This window comes from Aeromonas sp. QDB17 (assembly GCF_027705305.1).
Classification (GTDB): domain Bacteria; phylum Pseudomonadota; class Gammaproteobacteria; order Enterobacterales; family Aeromonadaceae; genus Aeromonas; species Aeromonas caviae.
Genome location: NZ_JAPDBP010000009.1, coordinates 69,824 through 92,827, shown reverse-complemented (window position 1 = coordinate 92,827; position 23,004 = coordinate 69,824). Strand labels below are relative to the sequence as shown.

At 63.7% G+C, this 23,004-nt stretch carries 20 protein-coding genes and 1 pseudogene; 10 read left to right on the top strand and 11 right to left on the bottom strand.

From position 1 onward, the window contains the following. Positions 1-29: 29 nt before the first annotated feature. The 6 genes and pseudogenes from OKC41_RS09705 to nudF all read right to left on the bottom strand — a co-directional run bounded on the left by OKC41_RS09705 (position 30) and on the right by nudF (position 3,366). The gene (locus OKC41_RS09705; protein ID WP_113069050.1) at positions 30-653 is read right to left on the bottom strand and encodes an NUDIX hydrolase; all 624 of its coding nucleotides are present in this window, start codon (positions 651-653) and stop codon (positions 30-32) included. A gap of 2 nt (positions 654-655) precedes the next feature. Beyond that, a complete protein-coding gene (locus OKC41_RS09700) occupies positions 656-1,243 on the bottom strand; it encodes a YqiA/YcfP family alpha/beta fold hydrolase (protein WP_045523103.1) in 588 nt (195 codons plus the stop codon). Positions 1,244-1,254: 11 nt separating this feature from the next. Continuing rightward, positions 1,255-1,323: pseudogene (locus OKC41_RS09695) on the bottom strand (YqiA/YcfP family alpha/beta fold hydrolase); the annotation flags it as partial. 9 nt (positions 1,324-1,332) lie between these two features. Further along, a complete protein-coding gene (gene cpdA / locus OKC41_RS09690) occupies positions 1,333-2,151 on the bottom strand; it encodes a 3',5'-cyclic-AMP phosphodiesterase (protein ID WP_041214382.1) in 819 nt (272 codons plus the stop codon). Positions 2,152-2,178: 27 nt separating this feature from the next. Beyond that, the gene (locus tag OKC41_RS09685) at positions 2,179-2,625 is read right to left on the bottom strand and encodes a DUF1249 domain-containing protein (RefSeq protein WP_039039758.1); all 447 of its coding nucleotides are present in this window, start codon (positions 2,623-2,625) and stop codon (positions 2,179-2,181) included. Between the two features lie 99 nt (positions 2,626-2,724). Beyond that, positions 2,725-3,366 carry an ADP-ribose diphosphatase gene (gene nudF, locus OKC41_RS09680; protein ID WP_010672772.1) on the bottom strand — a complete coding sequence of 214 codons (642 nt, stop codon included), beginning with the start codon at positions 3,364-3,366 and terminating at the stop codon, positions 2,725-2,727. Between the two features lie 306 nt (positions 3,367-3,672). On the opposite strand from nudF, the gene tolC reads away from it, so the two are divergent. After that, entirely contained in the window at positions 3,673-4,998 is a 1,326-nt protein-coding gene (tolC, locus tag OKC41_RS09675; RefSeq protein WP_270671924.1) for an outer membrane channel protein TolC, read from the top strand. Positions 4,999-5,230: 232 nt separating this feature from the next. On the opposite strand, the gene hldE is transcribed toward tolC, so the two are convergent. Beyond that, the gene (hldE, locus tag OKC41_RS09670; RefSeq protein ID WP_219142937.1) at positions 5,231-6,658 is read right to left on the bottom strand and encodes a bifunctional D-glycero-beta-D-manno-heptose-7-phosphate kinase/D-glycero-beta-D-manno-heptose 1-phosphate adenylyltransferase HldE; all 1,428 of its coding nucleotides are present in this window, start codon (positions 6,656-6,658) and stop codon (positions 5,231-5,233) included. Between the two features lie 264 nt (positions 6,659-6,922). On the opposite strand from hldE, the gene lpxL reads away from it, so the two are divergent. Next, the gene (gene lpxL / locus OKC41_RS09665) at positions 6,923-7,846 is read left to right on the top strand and encodes an LpxL/LpxP family Kdo(2)-lipid IV(A) lauroyl/palmitoleoyl acyltransferase (protein ID WP_270671923.1); all 924 of its coding nucleotides are present in this window, start codon (positions 6,923-6,925) and stop codon (positions 7,844-7,846) included. A gap of 312 nt (positions 7,847-8,158) precedes the next feature. Here the strand turns inward: lpxL and OKC41_RS09660 are convergent, their stop codons facing one another. The 3 genes from OKC41_RS09660 to OKC41_RS09650 all read right to left on the bottom strand — a co-directional run bounded on the left by OKC41_RS09660 (position 8,159) and on the right by OKC41_RS09650 (position 11,931). Further along, positions 8,159-10,138, bottom strand: coding sequence for a bifunctional 2',3'-cyclic-nucleotide 2'-phosphodiesterase/3'-nucleotidase (locus OKC41_RS09660; protein ID WP_270671954.1), 1,980 nt, complete (start codon positions 10,136-10,138; stop codon positions 8,159-8,161). 127 nt (positions 10,139-10,265) lie between these two features. Continuing rightward, positions 10,266-10,886 (bottom strand): L-lysine exporter, encoded by a 621-nt coding sequence (lysE, locus tag OKC41_RS09655; RefSeq protein WP_201894584.1) that lies wholly within the window; start codon positions 10,884-10,886, stop codon positions 10,266-10,268. A 262-nt stretch (positions 10,887-11,148) separates the two neighbouring features. After that, entirely contained in the window at positions 11,149-11,931 is a 783-nt protein-coding gene (locus OKC41_RS09650) for a LuxR family transcriptional regulator (protein ID WP_010672766.1), read from the bottom strand. 64 nt (positions 11,932-11,995) lie between these two features. On the opposite strand from OKC41_RS09650, the gene OKC41_RS09645 reads away from it, so the two are divergent. From OKC41_RS09645 to OKC41_RS09610, 8 genes are all read left to right on the top strand, one after another. Next, positions 11,996-12,625 (top strand): acyl-homoserine-lactone synthase, encoded by a 630-nt coding sequence (locus OKC41_RS09645; protein ID WP_029313613.1) that lies wholly within the window; start codon positions 11,996-11,998, stop codon positions 12,623-12,625. A 233-nt stretch (positions 12,626-12,858) separates the two neighbouring features. Then, a complete protein-coding gene (locus tag OKC41_RS09640; protein WP_010672764.1) occupies positions 12,859-13,758 on the top strand; it encodes a LysR family transcriptional regulator ArgP in 900 nt (299 codons plus the stop codon). A gap of 86 nt (positions 13,759-13,844) precedes the next feature. Next, complete coding sequence (locus OKC41_RS09635; RefSeq protein WP_183149249.1) at positions 13,845-15,866, top strand: exoribonuclease II; 2,022 nt, start codon at positions 13,845-13,847, stop codon at positions 15,864-15,866. Between the two features lie 644 nt (positions 15,867-16,510). Continuing rightward, positions 16,511-18,439: a PTS mannitol transporter subunit IICBA gene (locus tag OKC41_RS09630; RefSeq protein ID WP_041212287.1), complete on the top strand. Its 1,929-nt coding sequence runs from the start codon at positions 16,511-16,513 to the stop codon at positions 18,437-18,439. A gap of 37 nt (positions 18,440-18,476) precedes the next feature. After that, a complete protein-coding gene (locus OKC41_RS09625) occupies positions 18,477-19,622 on the top strand; it encodes a mannitol-1-phosphate 5-dehydrogenase (RefSeq protein WP_010672760.1) in 1,146 nt (381 codons plus the stop codon). 97 nt (positions 19,623-19,719) lie between these two features. Next, entirely contained in the window at positions 19,720-20,241 is a 522-nt protein-coding gene (locus OKC41_RS09620; protein ID WP_010672759.1) for an MltR family transcriptional regulator, read from the top strand. Positions 20,242-20,335: 94 nt separating this feature from the next. Then, complete coding sequence (locus OKC41_RS09615) at positions 20,336-22,126, top strand: sodium:proton antiporter (RefSeq protein WP_201894583.1); 1,791 nt, start codon at positions 20,336-20,338, stop codon at positions 22,124-22,126. A 69-nt stretch (positions 22,127-22,195) separates the two neighbouring features. Next, positions 22,196-22,444 carry a hypothetical protein gene (locus OKC41_RS09610; RefSeq protein ID WP_010672757.1) on the top strand — a complete coding sequence of 83 codons (249 nt, stop codon included), beginning with the start codon at positions 22,196-22,198 and terminating at the stop codon, positions 22,442-22,444. A 36-nt stretch (positions 22,445-22,480) separates the two neighbouring features. On the opposite strand, the gene OKC41_RS09605 is transcribed toward OKC41_RS09610, so the two are convergent. After that, positions 22,481-22,999 carry a mechanosensitive ion channel domain-containing protein gene (locus tag OKC41_RS09605; RefSeq protein ID WP_039039767.1) on the bottom strand — a complete coding sequence of 173 codons (519 nt, stop codon included), beginning with the start codon at positions 22,997-22,999 and terminating at the stop codon, positions 22,481-22,483. Positions 23,000-23,004 lie beyond the last annotated feature (5 nt).

Here is a 23,004-nt window from a genome sequence, read left to right as displayed (position 1 = left end):
CCTTGCCGCAGTGTCAGGCTGCGAACCGGTTAATCGAACAGGGTATCCCCCCGCCCCTGCGACAGATGGTCATGCAGGGTGCGCAACTGGGACGCCACCACCCGGTGGCGGGAGAGTTCGGGCAAGGCGTCGATGGGGAAGTACCCCGCCCCTTTGGTTTCATCGGTGTCGGTAAGCAGAGCGCCGCCCGTCACCTCGCACAGGAAGAAGGCCTTGTGGGCATGGGGCAGCTGCGGGGGATGGGGATGCTTGAGCTTGTCGAACAACGCCAGCAGCTGCACCGCCCGACAGACGAGGCCGGTCTCCTCCACCACTTCGCGCACCACGGCGTCCGCAGGCGAATCGCCGATGTCGCACCAGCCCCCCGGCAGAGTCCAGCAACCGTCACTGCGCTCCTGCACCAGCAGGACATGGCCCGCGTCGTTCTGAATGAAGGCCCGCACATCGAGCTTGGGGGTGGGATAGCCGCTGTCGAGGGCAATCCAGTCGCCGATGGCGTCGGGGGCCAGCTCGCTCTGGCTGGCGATGAGCGTCACCGTGGCCGCTCGCAGCGCCTCGAAGCGGGCGATGTCGAAGGGATCGCGGGAGTAGGTGAGCCCCGCCTGGGCCGTGGCCAGCACCTGTTCGAGGAAGGCGGCCAACGGCGGCTGCATGGCTAGAGCCCGAGGAAACGGACGATCTGGGCGGGGTAGCGCTCGAAGCCTGTGAAGGCGTGATCGCCGCCGCACTCCAGGGAGAGACGGGCAAAGCGGTATTCGTCCAGCGCCTTGCGATAGTCGAGCACCTCGTCCTCCTGCTGTTGCAGCACCCAGAGCCGCTCGGGAGCAGTCACCGGCACCGCCAGCGCTCTCAGCTCGTCCATGTGCCCGGGCAGCAGTTCATAGCGTTCGCCGCTGTAGGGGTTGGTCTGGGGGCCGAGGTAGTCGCAGAGCAGCTCGTGGGGGCGCACCGCCGGGTTGATGAGTGCGGCGCGGCAGCCGTACATCTCGCTCACTCTCGTGGCCATGAAGCCACCGAGGGAGCTGCCCACGGCGCCCAGTCGCAGGGCGCTGCCGTGGCGGGCCTTCAGGTCGGCGATGGCCTGCTCGATGGCAGCCCAGGCGGCCGCCGGGGTGTTGGGCTGGGCCGGGATCACCACCTCGATATCGGGCCTGTTCTCTGCCACCCAGGCCGCCATCTGCTGCGCCTTGGCAGAGCCGGGGGATGAATTGAAACCGTGCAGGTAGAGGAGTACGGGCTTCATGCCTGCCTCCCCATTGGCTGCGCCTTGGCCGCGCCGGGAGAGGAGTTGAAACCGTGCAGGTAGAGGAGTACGGGCTTCATGGCAACCCCTCAGTATCCGGTGGCATTGGGGTCGGGCACGAACTGCCCCAGCGGCAGGCGCCACACCTGGCTCGCCACCCGGCCATCCGGGTGCAGGGTGAGATAGCGCCAGCCCGGGCCGGACTCGTCCAGTGCGAAACCGTCGGAGAGCGGCTTGAACTGGATGCAGGTAGAGGGGCTGGCGATGAGCCGCACTCCGTGATGCACCTCGTCAAACTCCTGATGGACGTGGCCGAACAGTATGGTCTTCTGCTGCGGGTGGCGGGCCAGCACGGCGAACAGGTCGTCGGCATTCTTGAGGTTGTGCTGATCCAGCCAGGCGCAGCCCACCGGCACCGCCTGATGGTGCAGGGCGATGAGGGCGTGGCGCTCGGGATGCTGGCGCAGGGCCTGATCCAGGGCCGCCAGCTGGTGATCCCCCAGCACCCCGTGGGGTTTGCCGCGCACCTGGGTATCCAGCAGGATCACCTGCCAGTGCTCGCCTACCAGCTGCTTGGCCTCGCTGATGCCGGCCGCATGGAGGTATTCGGTCATCAGGGGGCCGTCGTCGTGGTTGCCGGGCAACCAGTAGATGGGGCGAGCCAGGGGCGCCATCATGGAGGCGAAGCGCTGGTAGGACTCCGGGCTGTGATCCTGGGAAAGATCCCCGGTGGCGAGGATGAGATCGAACGGGTGCTCGTTGGCCTGCACTCGCTCCAGCACGGCGGCCAGACTCTGCGCCGTGGGTACGGCCAGCAGCCGCCCCTCGGCACTGGCGAAGAGATGGGTATCGGTAATCTGTAACAGGCGCACACTGCCGTCCGGCGCCTGAGGTAGCTCTGTTTCCAAAATCACGCTTCTTTTTTATGGGTTCGACTAGAGGATGTTAATCAGGCTGGTGCCGTGTTTGAGACAAAATCTCAACCAATCGGCCAAGAATAGATTTACCTGCTCCTTTTCATCCCTGTGATGCATTTTTTGATTGGGATAATCATAACGTGGTTGCAACATTGAAATCTGTTGCGCCGCACACACTTCCGCCATTCGCACATCATGATACAAACGAATCTCTATCCGGGCTTGCAAGTAGCTCGGCAATTCGGGGTTGTGCTGGGCCAGGATCACCTGGCTGGTGAAGCGGCTCTCCTCGGTCACCGTGAGCTGGAACTGCAGGCCGTTGCCGACCTGATAGCGGCGCTCGGCACCCACGCTGCCGCCGGGCGGCAACAGTTTCATCAGCGCCATGTAATTGACCTCGCAGGTACGCTGCAAGGACATCAAATCAGGCACATAGCGCTTCATCGGGCTCTGGACTAATGACATGTCGCGGCTCCCTCAATCAGGGTCCATGAAGGGTGGACCCACTGCACAGTGTGCCAGTCGGACACAGGGCACCTGACCCGGGTCTGAACGAGCGTCACCTCAGCGCCCCGCCAGCCAGCGTGCCCGCAGCTCGCCGTGATTCAGGGCCAGCCACTGCAGGGCGATGACGGAGGCGGCATTGTCGATACGCCCCTCTTTGAGCCAGGCATAGGCCTGCTCGCGGCTCACCACGTGGACCCGGATGTCTTCCCCCTCTTCCGCCAGACCGTGGATCCCCTTGGCCTGACTGGCATCCACCTCGCCCACGAACACCTCGATGCGCTCGGTGCTGCCACCCGGGCTCACCAGATAGCTGATGGCGTGTTCGCAGCGTCCCACCTCGATCCCTGCCTCTTCCACCGCCTCGCGCCGCACCACTGCCTCGGCGGTCTCCCCTTCATCGATGATGCCGGCCACCAGCTCCAGCAGCCAGGGGGTGGCGCTGGTCTCCATGGCGCCGATGCGAAACTGCTCCACCAGCACGATCTCGTCCCGCACCGGATCATAAGGCAGCAGGGCGGCGGCATGGCCACGTTCGAACAGTTCCCGGACGATGGGGGCGTTCCAGCCACCGGCAAACAGCCTGTGTTGCAGGCGGTAGACATTCACCTTGAAGAAGCCATTATATCCAGCTGATTTTTCAATGATTTTCACATCATCGCTGGAGTAGTGGCAGGTTTGAGGCAAGGCTTGCTGTGACATTCGAGACTCCTGCCAGCTTGACTTGGCTTGGTTTGACCATAATATTCGGGGGCATGAATGAACATTCATTCACTTGCTCTCGCCGACGATGAGGGAAGGATTTTAGCAGCCACAGGGCATTTGGCTAGGCGCGTTGCCGAGAAAACTCGCCCCGTACCTTGACGTTTCCGCAGCTGGAAAAGAGACAGTTCGCAATGAAATCTGCTTATAGTAGAGTGGTTAAGCTGAAATCAAGCTTGGTCGGTGACAATCCCCCCTTCATCCAGCGGACAGCTTTGGGTTGATACAAAAGGTTAAAACTATCATATGAAAAGAACACTCTTGTCAGTCATGGTGATGCTGGGTGTGAGCGGCGCCGCTCATGCCGAAAACCTGCTCGATATTTACCAACAGGCCCAGATCAAGGACACCCAGCTGCTGGAATCCAAGGCCAAGCGGGACCAGGCCTTCGAGAAGATCAACGAATCCCGTGCAGCCCTGCTGCCCCAGATCAACTTGGGTGCCGGCCTGAACTACCTGCAAAACAAGAACGACACCATGACCAACACGGGCGCTACCGGCTCCGTGACCCTGGATCAATCCATTTACCGTCGCAGCAACTGGGTCAACCTGGACCTGACCGAGAAGAGCGCCACCCAGTCCGACGTGGCCTACAACCTCGAGTACCAGAACCTGATGCTGCGTACCGCCCAGGCCTATTTCGACGTGCTCAAGGCGATGGATACCCTGGAATTCGTGCGCGCCAACAAGACCGCGGTGGAACGTCAGCTGGAACAGACCCAGCAGCGCTTCGAAGTGGGCCTGACCGCCATCACCGACGTGCATGAGGCCGAGGCCGAGCGCGACCAGGCGCTGGCGGACGAGATCAATGCCGAGAATACCCTGGACAACAGCTACGAGAGCCTGCGCGAGCTGACCGGCATCGATCACCGTCAGCTGGACGTGCTCAACACCGAGCGCTTCAGTCCGCAGAAGACGGCCTTCAACTCCGACAAGTGGCTGGAGCTGGCCCTAGACAAGAACCTGGAGCTGCACAGTGCCCGCATCGGCAAGGACATCGCCAAGGAGCAGATCGATCTGGCCAAGACAGGCCACGAGCCGACCCTGGATCTCGGCGCCGGACTCAGCGCCGGTTACAACGATTACAAGGACGAGATCCGCAACCCCGAGAGCAACAGCAACCAGGGCAATATCGGCCTGAACTTCAACCTGCCGCTCTACACCGGCGGGGCCACCACCTCCCAGGTCAAGCAGGCGCAGTTCAACTACGTGGCCGCCAGCGAACAGCTGGAGCGCAGCTTCCGCTCGGTGCAAAGCACGGTCCGCTCCTCCTACAACAACGTGAACGCCAGCATCGGCTCGGTGCGCGCCTACAGCCAGTCCGTCATCTCCGCCGACAGCGCCCTGAAGGCGACCGAGGCCGGGTACGAAGTGGGCACCCGCACCATAGTCGACGTGCTGGACGCCACCCGCAAGCTGTATCAGGCCAAACAGAAGCTCTCCGAGGCCCGCTACAACTACATCCTCAGCATCCTCTCCCTGAAGCAGGCCGCCGGCATCCTGGAGCAGAAGGATCTGGAGGAGGTCAACCAGGGGCTGATGCCCGCGGCCCAGGGCACCAAGCAGTCCTGAGCTAGGCGCACACCATGAGAAAAGGCGACCCCGGGGTCGCCTTTTTTATGTCTGCACAGTAGTCAAACCACTCACTTCCAACCTATCCCGGTAGGCGTCGTTGTTGAAGGCAGTTTGAATCAGGACAGCGCACAGAAACCGGAGCGTACTGGAGTACGTGAGCCCTTGGTTTCACATAAGCGAGCACTGCCCGGGTTCAAAATGGCGAATAAAATAGCCTAATGGGATGGGTTTAGCCGCGCTCGCGGATGGTCTTGATGATGTCGCTGGTGGAGCAGCCGTCCTCGAAGTTCAGCACCCGCACCTCGCCGCCGTTGGCAGTCACCTCGGCATAGCCGGCAATCTCTTCGGGCTTGTAGTCGCCGCCCTTGACCAGCAGGTCCGGCAGGATCTCGGCGATCAGGCGCTGGGGAGTGTCCTCGGAGAAGGGAACCACCCAGTCCACGGCGCCCAGGGCCGCCAGCACCGTCATGCGGCGTTCGGTCGGGTTGACCGGGCGACCCGGCCCCTTGAGGCGGCGCACGGATTCATCGGTGTTCACCGCCACGATCAGGCGATCCCCCAGCTTGCCGGCATTGGCCAGATAGGAAACATGGCCCGCGTGCAGGATGTCGAAGCAGCCGTTGGTCATCACCACCTTCTCGCCCCGCAGGCGGGCGGCCTGGACGGCGACCTTGAGCTGGGCCTCGGACATGACGCCAAAGCCGGTCTCCTGCTCGGTGTAGAGCGCATTGGCCAGCTCCACCGGGCTGACGGTGGAGGTCCCCAGCTTGCCGACGACGATGCCGGCGGCGGTGTTGGCCAGGGCGCAGGCCTCGTCCAGGCTCATGCCTGCGGCCAGGGAGGTCGCCAGGGTGGAGATGACGGTGTCACCGGCACCGGTCACGTCATAGACCTCGTGGGCCTGGGCCGGCAGGTGCAGCTCGGGCTGGCCTTCGCGGATCAGGGTCATGCCGTTCTCGGAACGGGTCACCAGCAGGGCGTCCAGCTCGAAGCGCTTGACCAGATCCAGTCCCTTGGCGACCAGATCCTCCTCCCCCTTCACCTTGCCCACCACGGCCTCGAACTCGGACATGTTGGGGGTCAGCAGGGTGGCACCGCGGTACTTCTCGAAGTCGGTCCCCTTGGGATCCACCAGCACGGGAATGCCGGCGACGCGGGCGCGGCGGATCATGCCGGGCACGTCGTTCAGGGCGCCCTTGCCGTAGTCGGAGAGGATCATCACGTCCGCCTCGGGCAGCGCCTGCTCCACCTTGCCCATCAGCAGGCTGGCGTCCACGTCGTGGAAGGCCTCCTCGAAGTCGAGGCGCAGCAGCTGCTGGTTGCGGGAGAGCACCCGCAGCTTGGTGATGGTCGGGTAGTCGGTCAGGCGAACGAAATCACAGGCGACCTTGACCCCCGCCATCTGGCCGGCCAGCGCGTCGGCGGCCTCATCCTGGCCGGTCAGCCCCAGCAGCACGGCCTGGGCACCTAGGGCGGCGGAGTTCAGGGCCACGTTGGCGGCGCCACCCGGGCGCTCCTCGATGTGCTCGACCTTGACCACGGGCACCGGCGCCTCGGGGGAGATGCGGCCGGTGGGGCCGTGCCAGTAGCGATCCAACATGACATCGCCAACGACCAGAACGCGGGCTTTCTCAAACTCGGGCAGGGTGATCTTCATCTGTATCGGCTCTCAAAACCTGAAAATTTCAGCGGGCGATTTTATCACACTCTTTTCCAGGACGTGAAAAAAGCGCGGCCCCGCCCACCGCCATCCGCCCCTGCCGCCCCCTCTGACCAGGCGACGCTGATTCGCACCCGCCCCTGTTTTTCGGATAGAATCCCCAGATTGCGAGTGGCGCCATCCGCACGGCCAGGCACGAGCACGGCTCGCCCCCGTTCGGCTGGACTCCCCTATTTTGCGTTTGTGAACAAGAGACTCTTCATGGCCCAAGAACATGCTCCCCGCCTCGAACCCCGTCTGTTCCATCCCCGTTACTGGGGCAGCTGGTTCGGCCTCGGCCTGCTCTGGCTGCTGGTGTTGCTGCCCTGGCGCAGCCAGATGTGGCTGGGCCGCCAGCTCGGGACCCTGGCCCGCAAAGTGCTGAAATCCCGCGTCAAGATAGCGCGCCGCAATCTGGAGCTGGCCCTGCCGGAGCTGAGCCGGGATCAGCGCGAGGCCCTGCTGGTGCAAAACTTCGAGAGCGTGGGCTGCGCCATCTTCGAGGTGGGGATCGCCTGGTTCTGGCCGGACTGGCGGATGCGCCGCCTCATGAAGGTGGAGGGGGAAGAGCATGTTATCCGGGCCGTTGAGCAAGGCCAGGGCATGCTGCTGCTCTCCTGCCACTTCCTCACCCTGGAACTCAACGCGCGCTGCTTCGGCCTGGTGCGGCCCGGGGTTGGCGTCTATCGCCCCAACACCAACCCGGTGCTGGAGTACGCCCAGTACCACGGCCGCTGCGCCTCCAACAAGTACCTGGTGGACCGCATGGACGTGAAGGGCATGATCAAGGCGCTGCGCAACGGCGATGCCCTCTGGTACGCGCCGGATCACGACTACGGCAGCCATGCCAGCGTCTTCGTACCCTACTTCGCGGTCGAGCAGGCCGCCACCATCACGGGGACCGCCACCCTGGCGCGGGTCAAGAACACCGTCACCCTGCCCTGCTACAACATCCGCACCAAAGAGGGCTACACCCTGCATATAGGGGCGCCGCTGGAAGGCTACCCGAGCGGCGACGATCTGGCCGACGCCAGCCGCGCCAACCGCGAGATCGAGGCCGCCGTGCGCAAGGCCCCGGAGCAGTACATGTGGCTGCACCGCCGCTTCAAGACCCGTCCCAGACCGGAAGATCCCAGTTACTACTGATAGAGGCATTCACCGCTGCTTCAAGACTCGCTTCGACCCGGAGGATGCCGGTTACTACTGGGAGACATTCATCACCTACCCAAGACCCGCTCCGACCCGGAGGATGCCGGTTACTACTGGGAGGCATTCATCACCTACCCTAGACCCGCTTCGGCCCGGAGGATGCCGGTTACTACTGGGAGACATTCATCACCTCCCCAAGACCCGCTTCGACCCGGAGGATCCGGGCTGCTGCCGATGGGATTGAGCTACCGGCCCCAATGAGAAAGCCCTCGCACTGCGAGGGCTTTTTGTTGTCTGCCCGAGCCGGCCTTACTGGCGGATCAGGCGGTAGATGGCGTAGCCGGGGTGCTTGGCATCTTCCATCGGCAAGGTGGACTGGTACGCCAGATCCGCCCCCGCCAGGGCCTTGGCCTCGTCCGTCGGCGAGGAGTAGAGTCGCACGTCCACGTTGGCGGGCAGCGCCTTCATGTGCCAGTTGTTGTTGGCCGCCGGGCTGAAGCCGGCCGGGTTATCCGCAGACTGGGCCTTCAGGTACTGGGCGATGATCTCCCGCGTCTCGGAGGGGTCTTCGTGGACTATGTTGCTGCCGTCGATACCCGGGAAGTGGCCACCGCCGCTGGCGCGGTAGTTGTTGGTCACCACGTAGAACTTCTGGGCCGGATCGACGGGCTGGCCGTTGAAGGTGAGGTTGCTGATGCGCTGGCCGTCGCTCACCTTGGTCCCGTCCTTGCCGTAGCGGGCCGGCTGGGTGATGTCCACCTCGTAGCTCACCCCGTCGATGACGTCGAAGTTGTAGGTGGGGAAGTTCTCGTTCACCAGCCACTGCACCTCTGTCTTGCTGGCATCGATCCGGTTGAACTGGCCGGCACTCATCTCCAGCCACTCCTTGACGGTGGCCCCGTTCACCTCGACCACCTGCAGGGTGTTCGGATAGATGTAGAGGTCGGAGACGTTGCGCAGGGAGATGTCACCCTGGGCCACGTAGGTGAAGTCGTTGATGCCGTTGCGACCACCGCGGAAGGGGGCCGCCACCGACAGGATCGGATACGGCTCCTTGAGCAGGCCGTCTTGTTGCAACTGCTCGGCGTGACGGCGCTGGGCATCGCTCACCAGCTGGACCGAGGGGTCGTCCTGCACCAGGGCGAAGAAGCTGTGGATGGGGGAAGTGATCTTGCCGAGGGGCTCGTCCAGCCACTGGTTGGTGGCGTCGTGGTCCGCCTGCACCAGGTCCACCACCCGCTGATCCACGGCGCTGCCCTCGCTGGCGTCTATCTTGCGCAGGCTGGCCTGGCTCTGCTTCACCCGCCACTGGCCATCCACCTGCTCCAGCTTGAGGTCTATGATGCCGAGGTGGTTGCCCCAGTAGCCGGGCATCACGGTCGGGATGCCGCCGAGGGTGCCCGCCTGGTTGTCCACCTCCGGCAGGTCCGGGAAGTCCCCGGGGAAGTTCTTGTGGGCGTGGCCCAGCATCAGGGCGTCCACCCCCTTCACCTTGGCCAGATGCCAGGCGGAGTTCTCCATCATGGCCTCGTAGCTGCTGGCATTGATGCCGGTGTGAGCCACCACCACCACAATGTCGGCGCCCTTGGCGCGCAGCTCGGGCACATAGTGATTGGCGGTCTCGACCATGTCGGCCACCACCACCTTGCCCTCCAGATGACGCTTGTCCCACTGCAGCACCTGGGGCGGGGTCAGACCCAGGATGCCCACCTTGACGCGCTGGCGCTGGCCCTTGTCATCGGTCACCTCGCGATCCAACAGCAGATAGGGGGTGAACTTGTTGCCGCTCCAGTCAATCTGTCCCTTGGCATCGCGCTTGAAGGCCCCCGCCTCGAACACGTTGGCGTTCACATAGGGGAAGTCGGCTCCCGCCAGCACCTTGCCAAGGTAGTCCAGGCCGTAGTTGAACTCGTGGTTGCCCAGGTTGCCCGCGTCGTAGCCCAGCTCGTTCATCGCCTTGAACACCGGGTGCGCCTGTTTCTCGAGGTAGCCGGCACCGGACTGCTCGAAGATGTAGTCCGCCAGCGGCGTGCCCTGAATGAGGTCGCCATTGTCGAGCAGCAGGTTGTTGGGGTTCTCGGCGCGGGCGGCGCGGATCAGCAGGGCGGTGCGGGAGAGGCCGAACTTGCGATCCTCCTTGTTCTGGTAGTAGTCGTACCCCAGCACGTTGGAGTGGATGTCGGAGGTCTGGATCAGGCGCAGGGAGACGGTCCCCGGCTGCGCCTTGCTGTCATTCTCGTTGCTGCAGGCAGACAGCAGCACGATGGCGGCAATAGCCCCCAGCTTCATGGTGTTATTCACTGTTTTTTCCCTTTTATTATGAGTAACGCTTTACCAGCGCCGGGAATTTAACAGACGAATATGTCAGCAGATGGCACCGGGACTCATTTTTATGAAGCCCGGCACAAAAATAGCCTCACGAGGCCGGTATGGCACCCAATACCAGCTTGGCCGCCAGCACCAGCATGATGAGACCTACAACAAGATCAATGGCTTGCTGCACCCGGCCCCGGGCAAGCCAGGGGGAGAGGGCCGCCGCCCCGAACGCCAGTCCGTAGAACCAGACCAGGGAAGCCAGCATGGCCCCCGCCGCGAAGGCGGGTCTGAGCTCCTCGGCAAACTGGCTGCCGAAGGAGCCAAGCAGCATCAGGGTATCCAGGTAGACGTGGGGATTGAGCAGGGTCACTCCGAGGGTCATGGCCAGCACGCTCTTGACCCCCATCAACCGGGGCGAGTCCGCCAGGGCCGCCTCCTGGCCGCGCCAGGCACTGCGCAGGGAACGGATACCGAACCAGCCGAGGAAGAGCACGCCGCCCCAGGTCAACAGGGCCAGGCCGATCGGGCTGGCTGCCAGCAGGTTGGCCCCGCCGAACACCCCGATGCCGATCAGCACGAGATCGCACAGGCAGCAGAGGGTCGCCGTCAGCAGGTGGTGGTTGCGGTGAATGCCCCGGCTCAGCACGAAGGCATTCTGGGCCCCGATGGGGATGATCATGGCAAGGCCGAGGGTAAAGCCTTGCAGGGTGGTGGCGAACATGGGGATGCGTTCCTGTGAAAGAGAGAAACGCACTATAAGGGGGCGCGGGCAATCAGAGAAATTCATTCATTTTCTGATGCATTCATAAAACTGATGAAAACCGGGCTGAAACCACACAAAGAAGGTTGTCAATTGCAGGATCTGACAATTGTGGGGTCACAGCCCCGCCCCGAGAATCGGCGGCAGGATGGGACGGCGCAGGACAGCGGTGATGGCGACAGAGGGGATGCCGGGCGACGAGCCGGTGCCGCCGGGCCTGTATTCACTGCAGCAGGGAGGGGAAGTTGGTGACCACCACCTGCTCCAGGTTCGGCAGCAGGATGCCGCTGCTCACCCCCTTGGCGATGGCCTGGTAGCGGTTCATCGACCCCGTCTTGCGGGTGACCTGATTGAGGTGGTAGTTCACGGTGCGCTCCGTGATGCCGAGGATGCAGGCGATCTCCCCCGATGTCTTCCCTTCGCTGGCCCAGAACAGGCACTCGGTCTCCCGCTCCGTCAGGGGTTCCTGGGGATCGTCCTCCCTCATGCTCTGGCGCACGATCCGGATCGCCGCCTCGAAGATGTAGTTGGACATCCAGGAGAGGATGGGCGAGGACTCCAGCATCAGATCGCTCGACGCCCGCTCCCGGGTGATGAAAGAGAGTATGCCGTTCTCCCCCGCCGCCCCGTGCAGCGGGAACGAGATGCCGTTGCGCAGCCCGAATTCCGCCGCCAGCCCCATCACATCCATGCTCCCCTCTTGCAGGAAGCGCGCCTTCTCGTCCAGCCGGTTCCAGTAGATGGGCAGGGTCTGCCTGCGGGCGAGCTGGATGATGGGATCGCAGGCCAGCATGTTGTTCAGGGTGTAGGCCTGTACCCAGGAGTCGGGGCACTGGTTGAACAGCACCACCTTGGGCCTTTGCATCGACATGGGCAGGATGAGGGCGAAGCGGTAGTAGTCGTAACCCATTCCCAGGGTGAAGCGGCCGATGAGCTCGGACAGCCGGTTGCCATCGGTCACCAGCGTGAAATGTTCCAGGTACTCAAGCAGTTGGTCGCGTGTCATAGGCAAGCCTCCCCTGGCCAAGGCCTTGGATTATAGCGCCTAACCATGAAATGGAGAGACATGAATGCTTGTTTTCAAAGGAAAATTGAAAGAACACCCCAGATGGGAGGTCGAAAACGAGCTCTACCGATTTCGCAACCGCGTCTTCTCCGATCGACTCGGTTGGGACGTGGAATCCCGCCGTGGCCTGGAGCGGGACAACTTCGACAAGCCCGACACCCACTGGGTGCTGATTGAAGACAAGCAGGGGCTGTGCGGCTGCATCCGCCTGCTCAGTTGCGCCCAGGATTACATGCTGCCCAGCATCTTCCCCACCGCCCTCGCTGGCGAAGCCCCCCCGCGCGGCAACGACGTGTGGGAGCTGACCCGCCTCGCCATCGACGCCGACCGGGCCCCTCGCCTGGAGAACGGCATCAGCGAACTCACCTGCGTCATCTTCCGCGAGGTGCTGGCCTTCGCCAGGGAGCAGGGGATCCGCGAGCTGGTGGCCGTGGTCAGCCTGCCGGTGGAGCGCATCTTCCGTCGCCTCGGCCTGCCCATCGAGCGCCTCGGCCATCGCCAGGCGGTGGATCTGGGGGCCGTGCGCGGGGTCGGTATCCGCTTCCACCTGGACGAGCGTTTCGACCGCGCCGTCCATCGCCCCCTGCAGGGCCATTACCGGCCGGCGGGGGATGCTCTGCTCGCCGTCATCTGAGCAAAAAAAGTCCCGGGACCGGCCCGGGATTCAAGACGCTCGCTATGGTCCGTTTCCACCCCATGCAAAAACGGACCGGGTGAGTATCTTATGAATCTCATGTCAGGGCTACTGTCACATCTCACAGGGGCGGCCCCGGGCACGGGCCGCCTCCATGGGGGCGGTCAGGTTGTCCTCTGGCGCTCCCTTGAGTAGCATTCTTGCTGAACTCCCTTTTTTCATAAGGAATGCTGATGAAGACGCTGGACTACAAGCTGCTGCTGGCCCTGGACGCGGTGATCCGGGAGCAAAACTTCGAGCGTGCCGCCCAGCGCCTGCACATTACCCAGTCCGCCATCTCCCAGCGCATCAAGCAGCTGGAGCAGCAGTTTGCGGAGCCGCTCATCATCCGCAGCCAGCCGCTGCAGGCCACGGGGCTCGGCCAGAAGCTGCTGGCCCACTATCGCCAGGTGCGCCAGCTGGAGCTGGAGCTGGCCGGCGAGCTCTCCCCCGACGAGCCCAGGGCCCCCATCCGGGTCAGCATCGCCGTCAATGCCGACAGCCTGGCCACCTGGTTTCTGCCCGCCCTGGCGCCACTGCTGGAGCAATACCCCATCGAGCTGAACCTGCTGGTGGATGACGAGAGCCGCACCCTGGACCGGGTGCGCGAGGGGCAGGCGTTCGGCGCCGTCAGCCTGCAACCCCAGCCGCTGGCGGGCTGCTGCGTCGACGAACTCGGCGAGATGCGCTATCTGCTCACCGCCAGCCCCGCCTTCGTCGCCCGCCACTTCCCGAACGGCCTCACGGCGGCGGCCCTGGCCAAGGCGCCGGCGGTGGCCTTCGATCAGCGCGACGACATGCACATCAGCTACATGGCCCGTCATTTCGCCCTCCCCCCCGGTGGCTACCCCTGCCACACGGTGCGATCCTCCGAGGCCTTCGTCGCCATGGCGGAGCAGGGGCTGGCCTGCTGCCTCATCCCGGAATTGCAGATCCGCCAGCAACTGGAAGAGGGGCGCCTGCTCGATCTCAACCCGGATCACCACCTGGTCGAGCAGCTCTACTGGCACCGCTGGGTGCTGGAGCGGGGGCTGCACAAGCAGATATCCCAGCGCCTGATCCAGCAGGGGCGACGGGCACTGCAACCCCGTTGAGGGGGCCATTCACCTTGGCTTTGGGGGGGTAAAAACGTATAGTGCTGGGCGATTAACCATCAGGTCTCCACTCAGGTTCCCCATTTATGTTCCAAGACAATCCGCTGCTGGCCCAGCTCAAGCAACAAATCCGCGAAAACATCCCCAAGAAAGAGGGTGTGATCCGCGCCTCCGATCGGGGCTTCGGCTTCCTGGAGGTCGATGAGAAGACCAGCTATTTCGTGCCGCCTCCCTACATGAAGAAGGTGATGCACGGTGACCGGGTGAGCGCCCTGATCCGCACTGAAAAAGAGAAAGAGGTGGCCGAGCCGGATGCCCTGCTGGAGCAGGCCGTCACCCGCTTCGTCGGCCGCGTCAAGATGTTCCGCGACCGCCTCAACGTGGTGCCCGACCACCCCCTCATCAAGGACGCCATCAAGGCCCGCGCCAAGAAGGGTCTGGACGAGAAATCCTTCAAGGAAGGGGACTGGGTGGTCGCCACCCTCAAGCGCCATGCCCTGGTAGACGGCAACTTCTCCGCCGAGATCACCCAGCTCATCGCCACCCAGGAAGATCACAACGTGCCCTGGTGGGTGGTGCTGGCACGCCACAACCTGGCCCAGATTGAACCGGCGGACCTGCCGGAGTGGAAGGTGATCGAAGAGGAAGAGCTGCCCCGCCGGGATCTGACCCAGGTTCCCTTCTTCACCATCGACGGTGCCAAGACCAAGGACATGGACGATGCCCTGGCCATCACCAAGCTGGAGAACGGCTGGGAGCTGCTGGTGGCCATCGCCGACCCGACCGCCTATGTGGCCGAGGGCAGCGAGCTGGACAAGGAGGCCGCCCAGCGCGCCTTCACCGTCTACATGCCGGGGCGCAACGTGCCCATGATCCCGCGCACCCTCTCCGACGAGCTCTGCTCCCTGAAAGAGGGCGAGGAGCGCAACACCCTGTGCGCCCGTCTGCTCATCGCCGAGGACGGCCTGCTGCTGGAGGAGACCGAGTTCTTCGCCGCCCGCATCGTCTCACATGCCCGTCTCAGCTATGACGACGTCTCCGACTGGGCCGAGCACGGCAAAGCGCTGGATATCGACGCCGGCGTGCTGGCCCAGCTGCCCCTGATGAAGGCGATGACGGAGGCCCGCATCAAGTGGCGCACCGAGCATGCCCTGGTGTTCCCGGACAGACCCGACTACGACTTCGAGCTGGGTGAAGACGGCGAAGTGCTGGCCATCCACGTGGAGCCGCGCCGCATCGCCAACCGCATGGTGGAAGAGTCGATGATCGCCGCCAACATCTGCGCCGGCCGCGTGCTGGGCAAAGAGGTCGGCTACGGCATCTTCAACGTCCACACCGGCTTTGACGAGGAGTCCCTGGACGGCGCCATCGAGCTGCTCAAGACCGCCGAGGCCCCGTTCGAGAAGGAAGAGATCGCGAGTCTCTCCGGCTTCTGCGCCCTGCGCCGCTGGATAGACAACCTGGACACCCGCTGGCTGGACGGCAAGATCCGCCGCTTCCAGAGCTATGCCCTGATGTCCGCCGAACCGGGTGCCCACTACGGCCTGGGTCTGGATGCCTACGCCACCTGGACCTCCCCCATCCGCAAATACGGCGACATGGTCAACCATCGCCTGCTCAAGGCGGTCATCGCCGGCAAGACCCCGGGTGAACGCCCCAGCCTGGAGCTGACCGAGCACCTGACCGCCTGCCGCCGCCTGCACCGCATGGTGGAGCGCGACATCGGCGACTGGCTCTATGTGCGCTACCTCAAGGCCGATGCGGGCACCGACAAGGTGTTCAACGCCGAGATCATCGACGTGATGCGCGCCGGCCTCAAGCTGCGTCTGCAGGAGAACGGCGCCGTGGTGTTCATGCCCGCCCGCCATATCCTGGACAACAAGGATCGGCTGGAGTGCAACTGGGACAACGGCCGCGTCTATCTGGACAAGACCGAGGTGGTCTACGAGCTCGGCCAGATCATCGAGGTGAAGCTGACCGAGGCGGTGGAAGAGACCCGCTCCCTCATCGCCAAGCCGGCGGTGGATCTGGTGCCGGGTCCGGCGCCGGTGGCCCCGACCAGCGAGGCCGATGCCGCGCCTGCCGACGAGGCCCCCAAGGCGCAGTGATCCCCCTGCTTGTCTGCTCTGCAAAAGCCCGCATCCCGCGGGCTTTTTTTATGGCTGCGCTCCGCGGGCAGACGGGATGGGAGACCCGCTCGCAGGCCCCTGCCTGCGTCGCTACCGGCAGAGAGGTGCAAGACGGGAGCGGATCAGGATCCGCCACCCGGGCGTCACAAGAGGCCTTGTCGGAACCGAACCTCTCGGGGGAAAAACTGAAAGTGGGTTACAAAATAAGTGATTCATTGGTGATTAACGATGAACTGCGGCATATCCATCGTCATTACTTGCGAATACGAGGCGACAAACCATGACTCATTTGAGTGCAAAATTTGATTTTGTGACAACAATCACGTTGACACCGCATTTGCGCAAACCACAAAACGAGACATCAATCACAAAAAATTGACACCCAGAAGCGAGAAGATCGAAATGTAGCCGAAATACAGCGACTGACTGTGATCTTCATCACTATGTCGGGAGGGGGGAGGTCGGGGTATTTGAGATCCAGGTCACAAGACACCCCGTTTTCAGCCTAATTTGATCACAAGCTGGTAGATTGAAGTTGCTTAGACGACTGGGATGGGAGTTCGGCAAAACTCGTCATCCCGACTACCACTTTTAATCACACAGGCTTAAAACGGGGTCCCGACATGTTATCACCGGATACCAAAGTCAAGATACAGAATTTTGGACGCTTCCTGTCCAATATGGTCATGCCCAACATAGGCGCCTTCATCGCCTGGGGCTTCATCACCGCCCTCTTCATCCCCACTGGCTGGCTACCCAATGAAACCTTGGCCAAGCTGGTCGGTCCCATGATCACCTACCTGCTGCCGCTGCTCATCGGCTATACCGGCGGCAAGCTGATCGGGGGTGACCGGGGGGCCGTGGTCGGTGCCATCACCACCATGGGCGTCATCGTGGGGACCGACATCCCCATGTTCATGGGCGCCATGATGGTCGGCCCGCTGGGTGGCTGGGCCATCAAGCGCTTCGACAAGGCGATGGAAGGTCGCGTCAAGAGCGGCTTCGAGATGCTGGTGAACAACTTCTCCGCCGGCATCATCGGCATGTTGCTCGCCATTCTCGCCTTCTTCGTCATCGGTCCCTTCGTCAAGGTGCTCTCCGGCGTGCTGGCGAGCGGTGTCGGCTTCCTGGTGGACAACCACATGCTGCCCCTCACCTCCATCTTCGTCGAGCCGGCCAAGATCCTGTTCCTGAACAACGCCATCAACCACGGCATCTTCTCGCCGCTCGGGATCCAGCAAGCTACCGAACAGGGCCGCTCCATCTTCTTCCTGATTGAAGCCAACCCGGGCCCGGGCATGGGCGTGCTGCTGGCCTACATGGTGTTCGGCCGTGGCGCCGCCAAGCAGTCCGCTGCCGGTGCGTCCATCATCCACTTCTTCGGCGGCATCCACGAGATCTACTTCCCGTACGTGCTGATGAACCCGCGCCTCATCCTGGCGGTAATCGCAGGCGGCATGACCGGGGTCTTCACCCTGACCCTGTTCAACGCCGGTCTGGTCTCCCCCGCCTCCCCGGGCTCCATCTTCGCCGTGCTGCTGATGACGCCGAAAGCCTCCCTCATCGGGGTGCTGCTCTCCATCGTCGCCTCCGCCACCGTCTCCTTCCTGGTCGCCGCCGTGTTCGTCCGTGCCCAGCAGCCGGAAGCCGACGAGGCCGATGCCCTGGGTGAAGCCACCCGCAAGATGAAGGCCATGAAGGGTGCCAAGCCCGAGACCACCGCCGCCAAGAAGCCGGAAACCGAGCTGACCGCAGTGCGCAACATCGTCGTCGCCTGCGATGCGGGCATGGGCTCCAGCGCCATGGGCGCCGGCATGCTGCGCAAGCGGGTGCAGGCCGCCGGTCTCGACATCAGCGTCACCAACCGTGCCATCAACAACCTGGACGATCAGGTGGATCTGGTCATCACCCACAAGGATCTCACCGACCGTGCCCGTCGCCATGCGCCGCATGCACAGCACATTTCGCTGACCAACTTCCTCGACAACGCCCTCTATCAGGAGCTGGTGCAGAACCTCAGCCTGGCCAACGCGGCCAACGATGACGTCGCCAACCCGCAACTGCTGGTGGCGGCCAACGACGACAGCTACGAGCCTCAGGAGCCGGAAGTCTTCACCCTGAGCCTGCAGGACGTGCACCTGGGCCTCAAGGCCGAGAGCAAGGAAGCGGCCATCGTGACCGCCGGCAAGCTGCTGGCCGAGCGAGGCTATGTGGCACCGGACTACGTCGACGCCATGCTGGAGCGCGAACAGCTGGTCTCCACCTACCTCGGCGAATCCATCGCCGTGCCCCACGGCACCATCGCCGCCAAGGAGCACGTGAAGCGTACCGGCATCGTCATCTGCCAGTACCCGGCCGGAGTCGCCTTCGGCGAGGGCGCCGATGAGGTAGCGCGCCTGGTCATCGGCATTGCCGCCCGCAACGATGAACACATACAGGTCATAACCCGCCTGACCAATGCACTGGATGAGCCCGGTCTCGTCGACCGTCTGGCCAGCACCCAGGATCCCCAGGAGTTCCTGGATCTGCTGGGGGCCGAGCAGGCCGCGTAATCATCCGTTATCGTCTTTGGTTGTAGAGGTTAATATTATGAAAACATTGCATTTTGGTGCCGGCAACATCGGTCGGGGCTTCATCGGCAAACTGCTGGCTGACGCCAGCCATCAGGTCACCTTCGCCGACGTCAACGAGACCCTGATCGACCAGCTCAACCACCGCCAGGAGTACAAGGTGCACGTGGTGGGCACGGATCAGAAGCTGGACGTGGTGCGCAACGTTGCCGCAGTCAGCTCGGCCGGACACGAGGTGATCGCCCGTATCATCACCGCCGATCTGGTCACCACGGCGGTCGGCCCCAACATCCTGGACAAGATTGCCAGCACCCTGGCCAAGGGGCTGCAGGCCCGCTTCGATGCCGGCAACCTGACTCCCCTCAACGTCATCGCCTGCGAGAACATGGTGCGCGGCACCAGCCACCTCAAGGAGGAGGTACTCAAGTACCTGCCGGTCGCGTATCATGCCACCCTCGAGCAGTGCGTCGGCTTCGTCGACTCGGCGGTGGATCGCATCGTTCCGCCCGCGGCGGCGAACGACGATCCCCTGGAGGTGACGGTGGAGAGCTTCAGCGAGTGGATCGTCGATCGGACCCAGTTCAAGGGGGAGATGCCCCAGGTGGCGGGCATGGAGCCCACCGACAACCTGATGGCCTTCGTCGAGCGCAAGCTGTTCACCCTCAACACCGGCCACATCGTCACCGCCTATCTCGGCAAGCTCAGGGGATATCGCACCGTGCGCGAGGCGATCGAGGATCCGCTGATCCGCAGCAAGGTGCGCCGCGCCATGGAGGAGAGCGGGGCCGTGCTGGTGAAACGCTACGGCTTCGACCCGCGCCTGCACGCCGCCTACATCGAGAAGATCCTCTCCCGCTTCGCCAACCCCTATCTGGTGGACGAGATTGACCGGGTCGGTCGCCAGCCGCTGCGCAAGCTGGCGGCGGGGGACAGGCTGGTGAAGCCGCTGCTCGGCACCCTGGAGTACGGCCTGCCGAGCGATCACCTGCAGGAGGGCATCGCCGCCGCACTGCATTACCGCAATGAGGACGATCCCCAGGCGGTGGAGCTGCAGGCCATGCTGGCGGAACTCGGTCCGGCACGGACCCTGGCCCGCGTCACCGGCCTGGATGAGCACAGCGATGTGGTACGCACCATCGTCGCCCGTTACAACAACTTGAAGTGACCTGATGGGGTGGCGTCACACCGCCCGTGACGGACCCCATACGATACAAACCGGGGGAGGGCCTGCTCTCCCCCTGTCAGCCGGACCCGAAGCACTTATGACCACACACCAGGAAGATGAAGTACTGGAGCGACTGAACGAGCAGGATGGCCCCCGCGGCTTCTTTCTCGAGGTCGTGACCATCCTGGAAGAGGCGGTCGACTCCCTGATGCGGCGAGCCTTTCGTCAGGAGGAGTATGCCGTCAAATACGCCATCGAACCCCTGCTCAACCAGAGCGGCCCCCTCGGCCAGCTGGAGGTGCGCCTCAAGCTCATCTTCGCCCTCGGCCTCATCTCCCTCGAGCGCTATCAGGATCTCGAGGCATACCTGAAGATCCGCGACTTTCTGGTACGCGACCCCAAGGATTACCGCTTCAGCGACAAGCCGGTCCGCGATCTGCTCGAGCGCCTGAATGCCATCCAGCAGGGCAGCATGATGCCGCAGGATCCCCCGGCCAACGAAGAGGACTGGCCCCTCTACCAGATGCAGCTCAACCGGCTCGATCAGATGGTGCGCTCCGCCTTGGTGCTGGCGGTGACCGATTGCGTCACCGAACTCCACAAAGAGAGCCCCATCTGATCTGAGCGGCTCTCCCCTGCACGCCTGGCGGGTGTCATCTTGCCCCCCTTCCCCGCTACACTAGGTCCAACCCCATCACCTGTACGAGGTTGGCATGATTGCTCTCTCCCTCGCCGGAATTGCCCTCATCTCCCTGCTCGCCCAATGGCTTGCCTGGTCCGTGCGCGTTCCCGCCATTTTGTTCCTGCTGCTGAGCGGCCTCTTGCTCGGCCCGGTGACCGGTCTGCTCGATCCCGATCAGTTGCTGGGGGATCTGCTGTTTCCCCTGGTTTCCCTCTCGGTCGCCATCATCCTGTTTGAAGGGGCGCTGACCCTGCACCTGACCGAACTCAAGGGGATCGGCAAGGTGGTACGCAACCTCTGCTCCACCGGCATGGTGACCAGCTTTGCCGTCATCGGCGCCGCCAGCTACTTCCTGCTTGGGCTGGACTGGCGGGTCGCCATGGTGCTCGGCGCCGTGCTGGTAGTGACCGGCCCCACGGTGATCGCCCCCATGCTCAACGTGATCCGCCCGGTCCGGGAGGTGGACAAGATCCTGCGCTGGGAGGGGATCGTCATCGACCCCATCGGCGCCCTGTTCGCGGTACTGGTGTTCGAGGCGGTGCGCCTCGGCAGCCAGGGAGATCTGGTCGGTCATACCCTGCTGGCCCTGGCCAAGACGGTGGGAGTGGGGTCGCTCATCGGGGTCGGTGCCGGCTGGCTCACCACCCTGCTCATCCGCAAGGACTGGCTGCCGGTCAGCCTGCACAAGTTCGGGGTACTGGCGCTGGTACTGGTGACCTTCACCCTGTCTGACTGGCTCAGTCACGAATCCGGCCTGCTGGCGGTGACGGTGTTCGGCATCTGGCTCGCCAACCAGGACGGGCTGGATCTGGAGGAGGTGCTGGCCTTCAAGGAGGATCTCGCCGTCATTCTCATCTCCTCCCTCTTCATCCTGCTGGCGGCCCGCCTCGATCTGGCCCAGCTCTGGCAGCTCGGCCCCATGGTGCTGGCCCTGCTGTGCGTGGTGCAGTTCGTGGCCCGCCCGCTCTGCATCCTGGTCTCGACCCGGGGGGCGGACCTGCCCTGGCGCGCCCGCGCCCTGCTCGCCTGGATAGCCCCCAGGGGCATAGTGGCGGCGGCGGTCAGCGCCTCCTTCGCCATCAGCATGCACGAGGCCGGCATCGAGGATGCCGACAAGCTGGTGCCCCTGGTGTTTGCGGTCATCATCTTCACCGTGGTGCTGCAGAGCCTGACGGCCACGCCATTGGCCAGATTGCTCGACATGCGCCAGAGCGCCCCCAATGTCTGGCTGCTCATCGGTGCCAACTCGGTGGCCCGGGCCATCGGCAAGGCGCTGGCGGATCAGGGGATCCCGGTGCAGCTCTCCGATCCTGCCTGGGAGCACTGCAAGCTGGCCCGCATGAGCGGCCTGCCCTGCTACTTCGGCAACCCCCAGTCGGAGCACGCCGAGCGGCATCTGCCCCTCACCAGCATCAGCACCGTGCTGGCGCTCTCTCCCAGCCGCCACAACAACGCCCTCGGGGTGCTGCACTTCGCCCACCTCTACGGGGAGGAGAAGGTCCACTCCCTGCGTTCCAGCGAACAGCACGGCAAGGCCAACCGGGAGAGCGCTACCTTCCGTGCCCGCCAGAACCTGTTCGGCGCCGACATCAACTTCGCCAGGCTGAGCGGCCTGCTGAGCCGGGGCGGGCAGATCAAGGCGACCCGCCTGAGCGACACCTTCGACTGGGACCAGTATCAGGAGGCCAATCCCGGCGCCATTCCTCTGTTCGTGCTGGATGCCAAGGCCAGACCCAGGGTGGTCACCGGCCCTGTCACGCCGCTGCCCGGGGAGCTGCTGATCGCCCTGCAACCACCCCGGGAGGGGGCGACGGCGCCCTGATCCGATGACGGCGCCACCGGGAAGGAGAACTAGACTTGAGGGTGGCGCCATGAGTCATAGGAGGATGTCATGACAGTCAGTGAATTGCGCGCGCTTCACCAGCAGCACAGGTTCAAGGAGGCGGAGATCATGCACGACATCGTCTCCCCCGGCTGGATCGTGGAGTTCAGGGGGCAGGACGGCCACCTCTACGTGATGACGGACACCCTGGGGTGCCCCATGAGCTTCTCGTCCACCGAGGAGGCACGGGACCACATCCACCTGGTGGCCGACTGCCCCGTCCAGGTCGAGCACCTCTACCGCTTCTTCGAACGCTGAGCACCCATCGAAAAAGGCTCCCGAGGGAGCCTTTTCTCATTCCGGCTGCGTGGACTCAGCCTCCTTTCCCTCCAGCCGCCTCACCGGCTTTTGCAGAATAAGGTTCGCCGGATAGGTGACCAGATCGCCGTTGTCATCCCGCACCCGCACGTAGAAGAGACCGATCTCGGTGATGATGCCGGTGACGGAGTCATCCTTGTCGAGGATGCGGATGCGATCGCCAATCTTGTAGGGGAAGGCGAAGAAGATGGTGATGCTGGCGGTGATGTTGGAGAGGATCGACCACTGGGCCACCATGGCGACCCCCAGTACCGCGAAGAAGGAGGAGGCGAGCACCACCAGCCGGGAGAAGTCGAGCCCCCAGACCCCGGCCAGGATCAGCAGGGTGGCGCAGCCCAGCAGGAAGTGGAATACGTGCTCCACGTAGAGTACCCGGTTCTCGCTCACCTGCCGGCTCTGGCCAAGGGCCATCAGGCTCTTGTGAATGAGGCCGCGCACCAGGGTGTGCCCCAGCAACAGCAGCAGGGTCACGCCAAAAGATTCCCATGTCGTCATGTTCA

Excerpts from the sequence above, each read along its gene's own strand:
- OKC41_RS09705 (WP_113069050.1), bottom strand. The coding sequence starts at position 653 with ATGCAGCCGCCGTTGGCCGCCTTCCTCGAACAGGTGCTGGCCACGGCC.
- OKC41_RS09700 (WP_045523103.1), bottom strand. The coding sequence starts at position 1,243 with ATGAAGCCCGTACTCCTCTACCTGCACGGTTTCAATTCATCCCCCGGC.
- OKC41_RS09685 (WP_039039758.1), bottom strand. The coding sequence starts at position 2,625 with ATGTCATTAGTCCAGAGCCCGATGAAGCGCTATGTGCCTGATTTGATG.
- nudF (WP_010672772.1), bottom strand. The coding sequence starts at position 3,366 with ATGTCACAGCAAGCCTTGCCTCAAACCTGCCACTACTCCAGCGATGAT.
- tolC (WP_270671924.1), top strand. The coding sequence starts at position 3,673 with ATGAAAAGAACACTCTTGTCAGTCATGGTGATGCTGGGTGTGAGCGGC.
- hldE (WP_219142937.1), bottom strand. The coding sequence starts at position 6,658 with ATGAAGATCACCCTGCCCGAGTTTGAGAAAGCCCGCGTTCTGGTCGTT.
- lpxL (WP_270671923.1), top strand. The coding sequence starts at position 6,923 with ATGGCCCAAGAACATGCTCCCCGCCTCGAACCCCGTCTGTTCCATCCC.
- OKC41_RS09660 (WP_270671954.1), bottom strand. The coding sequence starts at position 10,138 with ATGAAGCTGGGGGCTATTGCCGCCATCGTGCTGCTGTCTGCCTGCAGC.
- lysE (WP_201894584.1), bottom strand. The coding sequence starts at position 10,886 with ATGTTCGCCACCACCCTGCAAGGCTTTACCCTCGGCCTTGCCATGATC.
- OKC41_RS09650 (WP_010672766.1), bottom strand. The coding sequence starts at position 11,931 with ATGACACGCGACCAACTGCTTGAGTACCTGGAACATTTCACGCTGGTG.
- OKC41_RS09645 (WP_029313613.1), top strand. The coding sequence starts at position 11,996 with ATGCTTGTTTTCAAAGGAAAATTGAAAGAACACCCCAGATGGGAGGTC.
- OKC41_RS09640 (WP_010672764.1), top strand. The coding sequence starts at position 12,859 with ATGAAGACGCTGGACTACAAGCTGCTGCTGGCCCTGGACGCGGTGATC.
- OKC41_RS09635 (WP_183149249.1), top strand. The coding sequence starts at position 13,845 with ATGTTCCAAGACAATCCGCTGCTGGCCCAGCTCAAGCAACAAATCCGC.
- OKC41_RS09630 (WP_041212287.1), top strand. The coding sequence starts at position 16,511 with ATGTTATCACCGGATACCAAAGTCAAGATACAGAATTTTGGACGCTTC.
- OKC41_RS09625 (WP_010672760.1), top strand. The coding sequence starts at position 18,477 with ATGAAAACATTGCATTTTGGTGCCGGCAACATCGGTCGGGGCTTCATC.
- OKC41_RS09620 (WP_010672759.1), top strand. The coding sequence starts at position 19,720 with ATGACCACACACCAGGAAGATGAAGTACTGGAGCGACTGAACGAGCAG.
- OKC41_RS09615 (WP_201894583.1), top strand. The coding sequence starts at position 20,336 with ATGATTGCTCTCTCCCTCGCCGGAATTGCCCTCATCTCCCTGCTCGCC.
- OKC41_RS09610 (WP_010672757.1), top strand. The coding sequence starts at position 22,196 with ATGACAGTCAGTGAATTGCGCGCGCTTCACCAGCAGCACAGGTTCAAG.
- OKC41_RS09605 (WP_039039767.1), bottom strand. The coding sequence starts at position 22,999 with ATGACGACATGGGAATCTTTTGGCGTGACCCTGCTGCTGTTGCTGGGG.